This is a genomic window from Phenylobacterium sp. (genome assembly GCF_020253645.1).
In the GTDB taxonomy this organism is placed as follows: Bacteria; Pseudomonadota; Alphaproteobacteria; order Caulobacterales; family Caulobacteraceae; genus Phenylobacterium.
Genome location: NZ_JADCBG010000219.1, coordinates 1 through 3739, shown reverse-complemented (window position 1 = coordinate 3739; position 3739 = coordinate 1). Strand labels below are relative to the sequence as shown.

At 68.0% G+C, this 3739-nt stretch carries 4 protein-coding genes; all 4 read right to left on the bottom strand.

Going from position 1 to position 3739, the window contains the following annotated elements; all coding sequences use genetic code 11:
- Positions 1 to 957: phosphopyruvate hydratase (gene eno / locus INE98_RS14050; protein ID WP_293539722.1), on the bottom strand; the 957-nt coding region annotated here is incomplete at its 3' end.
- A gap of 242 nt (positions 958 to 1199) precedes the next feature.
- Complete coding sequence (locus tag INE98_RS14045; protein WP_293539721.1) at positions 1200 to 1736, bottom strand: NUDIX domain-containing protein; 537 nt, start codon at positions 1734 to 1736, stop codon at positions 1200 to 1202.
- Between the two features lie 195 nt (positions 1737 to 1931).
- Entirely contained in the window at positions 1932 to 2675 is a 744-nt protein-coding gene (locus INE98_RS14040; protein WP_293539720.1) for a DUF6624 domain-containing protein, read from the bottom strand.
- Between the two features lie 360 nt (positions 2676 to 3035).
- Positions 3036 to 3416, bottom strand: a complete 381-nt coding sequence (locus INE98_RS14035; protein ID WP_293539719.1) for a VOC family protein — start codon at positions 3414 to 3416, stop codon at positions 3036 to 3038.
- Positions 3417 to 3739: the final 323 nt, after the last annotated feature.

Sequence of the window (3739 nt, the reverse complement as noted above, 5' to 3'; positions counted from 1 at the left end):
CGGGTTGGTCACGAACAGGTCGTCGCCCACCAGCTGGACCTTGGCGCCCAGCCGGTCGGTCAGGAGCTTCCAGCCGTCGAAGTCGTCCTCGGCGCAGCCGTCCTCGATGGAGACGATGGGAAACTTCGCCACCAGGTCCGCGAGGTAGCCGACCATGCCGGCCGGGTCGAAGCGCTTGCCCTCGCCGTGCAGGTGGTAGGCGCCGTCCTGGAAGAACTCGGTGGAGGCCACGTCGAGGGCGAGGTGGAAGTCCTTGCCGGCGGCGTACCCCGCCGCCTCGCCCGAGCGGACGATGAAGGCCAGGGCCTCCTCGGCGGAGGCGATGTTGGGGGCGAAACCGCCCTCGTCGCCGACATTGGTGTTGTGGCCGGCGGCCTTCAGGCCCGACTTCAGGGCCGCGAAGATCTCGGCGCCCATGCGCAGGGCCTCGGCGAAGCTGTCCACGCCCGTGGGCAGGATCATGAACTCCTGGATGTCGATCGGGTTGTCCGCGTGGGCGCCGCCGTTGATGATGTTCATCATCGGCACGGGCAGGACCCGGGCGCCGACCCCGCCGACATACTTGTAGAGGGGCTGGCCCGCCGAGGTCGCCGAGGCCCGGGCGGCGGCGAGGCTGACGCCGAGGATGGCGTTGGCGCCCAGGCGCGACTTGTTGGCCGTGCCGTCCAGGTCGATCATCCGCGCATCGAGCCGGCGCTGGTCGGCGGCGTCGAAGCCCGCCAGGGCGTCGAAGATCTCGCCGTTCACCGCGTCCACGGCGGCCAGCACGCCCTTGCCGCCATAGCGCGACTTGTCGCCGTCACGCTTCTCGACAGCCTCATGCGCGCCGGTGGAGGCGCCCGAGGGCACGGCCGCCCGGCCGAGGGACCCGTCCTCCAGGACCACGTCCACCTCCACCGTCGGGTTGCCCCGGCTGTCGAGGATCTGGCGGGCGAGGATGTCGACGATCTCGGTCATGGCGAAGGCCCCGGATGGCTGCGGAAATTGCGGCGGAGGCTTAGCCCATTCGCGGGGGGGAACCAAACGGTTTGGGGGGACGCCCACTCCCTGTACGCCGCCATGGCGAGGGCGCGGATCGCAGACTTGGGCCAGGTGGAGCTGGCGCCGGCCCGGAAGTCCATACGGCGCAGGGCGGTTCGGAGCATGACGCATTCGAGAGCCGGCTATTGAACGCCGGGCCCCTCGCTGCAACCCCGGGCCTAGCTCACCCTGAACACGCCGTCGCTCAGGAAGCCGATGTGGCTGTCCAGGCTCCATCGGTGGTTGTCGATCATTTCCGGAAGGTCGTTGAGGGCGAACCAACGCAGCGCCGTGGTCTCTGCGGCGATCCTGGACATGTCGACGCCGCCCAGCGCCTCGTCTTCCAGCTCGACCTCGAACAGCAGGGAGTAACAGTGCAGCACGTCGCCATTGGGGTAGCGGACGATCTCGCGCACCGGATCGGAGGAGAAGCCGAAGCATCGCCAGGCGGCGACCCTCAGGTCGGTTTCCTCGAAGACCTCCCGGCGCAGGCAGTCGAGGATCGACTCCCCGATCAAAGGAGAGCCCGCCGTCATGGCCCAGACGCCGAAGTCACGGCGGCGATGCAGGAGAACCTCCTCCGCGCCGCTGCGGCGGCGGATGACCGCCCGGGCGCCAGGCGATGCGATCAGGTTGTTCCCCACGAGCGCGCGCATCTGCGGCACATAGGCGTGACCTCGGTCGATGATTTCCGAACCTGCAATGGCGATCTTCATGCGGACTGCCTCCCTGGGGCCCTCACGGGGCCCTGCAGCCTGACACTGCAGGGCCGGCGATGCCAGCGACGAACAAGGTCAGCAAGCCCGTCTTCGCGCGTGTCCTGAACACCCGACAGTCGGTTACGGCGCTGCTCCGCGACCTCTGGGCGGAACAAGCCGCTCATCGCCAAGCTCCCGCAGGCTGCATGTCACTCAGCAGGGCGCACCAATGGTCAGTCGCGTCTTCGTCTGGTTTAGCGTCTCCGGCCAACCGATCTCGGCTCGCTTGGCATCAACCTCAGTTTCACTCTCGATATCAGCGAACCGCCATGCGCCGCCGGTGCAGCGCGCCTGGCTCGCATAGCGCTGCGGTCGCCCTTGGAACATCTCCAGGCGATCATAGAGCATCGCGTATTCCTGCCCTTTCACGGCCCCGGTCCGAACAGCGGGTTCGAGGCGGCTGAGGACGACCTTTTGCAACTCCCGGTCGAACGAGTGCTGGGCGATTAGCCAAGCATCCGTAGCGACGGTCTTGTCCGTGAACCATCCCTGAGGCGGGAGCGCGCTCCGCAAGATCTCAGTGTTCTCCCGATCGACCACGCTGATCTCCGCGAACATCGCCTGCGCTACGAGTCCACGCTCTGCCGGCGGCGTTTCGCTGCGCATCAGGGCGGCGACCCCCTCCCTGAGTTGCCGGTCCAGCGCCGCGGCAGGGCCCAAACGTTGTATCGCAGTGAGGCCTGCTTGAGCCCGTTCCCGTTCGGCGCGAGCAACGGCAGCGGTCGCCTTCCACTTTGTGAGCCAGTTCGAGGCGGCCTCCGATAGCTTGGGAGACGGCGTGGAAGGTTGGGGCACCGGCTGCGCTACAGCCACGCCCAACGTGGCCGGGACACACAGGTTCATGGCGCCAAGCACCCCAAGGAAAGCCGTCGTCGCCACGAAATCTCGACTTGCCATCGAGCTACTCCTGATTGCTGAGGTGACCCCCGTTTCTCATCCAGCCATAACGAGAGTCCTAGGTTGATCTGAGCCTTGGTTGGCTGGTGTTGCAAGAGGCCGGCGCGCGGAGAGGTCAGGGTTCGCAGCGCGCCAGCCGGACTCTCCGGATAGGGTTCGGGCGTAGTGGCGTGGGGGCTGAGGCCTGGTCCCCCCGGCCCCGGGGCCTCGCCCCCTCAAGAGGTGGAGGAATTAGGGGGCCATTGCTCCCTTGCGGGGTGAGGGGGGCAACGATGGTTCAGAAGACCCCCCTCCGTCCCGCTGCGCGGGCCACCTCCCCCTCGGGAGGGGGAGGAATTGGGGAGTCTCAGGCGGGGTGGGTCAGCGGGCTTCGTCCGCCGGGGCGCTCAGGGCGATGCGGTTGCCTTCGCTGTCCTCGATCTCGGCGACATAGCCGGCCTCGCCAACGTGGGTCCTGGGGTAGAGCACCGCGCCGCCGTGCGCCTGGGCGCGGGCGAGGACGGGGTCGATGTCGGGGACGTCGAAATAGAGGATGGGGCCGGTCTTCGAGGGAACGTAGACATCACCCTTGGCCAGGGCGCCGCTGGCGCCGGGCTGGCCCTCGGCGCGGGGGAAGAAGGCCATGTCGTAGCCATCGACCTGGCGGCGATCCAGGCGATAGCCGAACACCGCCTCATAGAAGGCCATGGCGCGATCCATGTCGGCGACCGGGATCTCGAAGTGAACGACGGGGTTGATCATCAGGGTGTTCCGGTGGGCGGGATGGGGTTCGGGTGCGCCGCAACGGGTAGCCGGGTTGACGGCGGATTTCGAGCCCTGCGCGGGGCCTCAGCAGACCCCCTCCATCCCGCTGCGCGGTCCACCCCCCCCTCAAGAGGTGGAGGAATTAGGGGGCCATAGCTCCCTTGCGGGGGAGCTCCCCGCGAAGCGGGGTAAGGGGGCTTGCTGAGCCGCCGATAACCCCCTCCGGCCCGCTGCGCGGTCCACCTCCCCCTCAAGAGGTGGAGGAATTACAGAGCTAATTGCTCCCCTGCGGGGGAGCTCCCCGCGGAGCGGGGTGAGGG

Coding starts and splice junctions, on each gene's coding strand:
- INE98_RS14045 (WP_293539721.1), bottom strand. CDS start 1,736: ATGAAGATCGCCATTGCAGGTTCGGAAATCATCGACCGAGGTCACGCC.
- INE98_RS14040 (WP_293539720.1), bottom strand. CDS start 2,675: ATGGCAAGTCGAGATTTCGTGGCGACGACGGCTTTCCTTGGGGTGCTT.
- INE98_RS14035 (WP_293539719.1), bottom strand. CDS start 3,416: ATGATCAACCCCGTCGTTCACTTCGAGATCCCGGTCGCCGACATGGAT.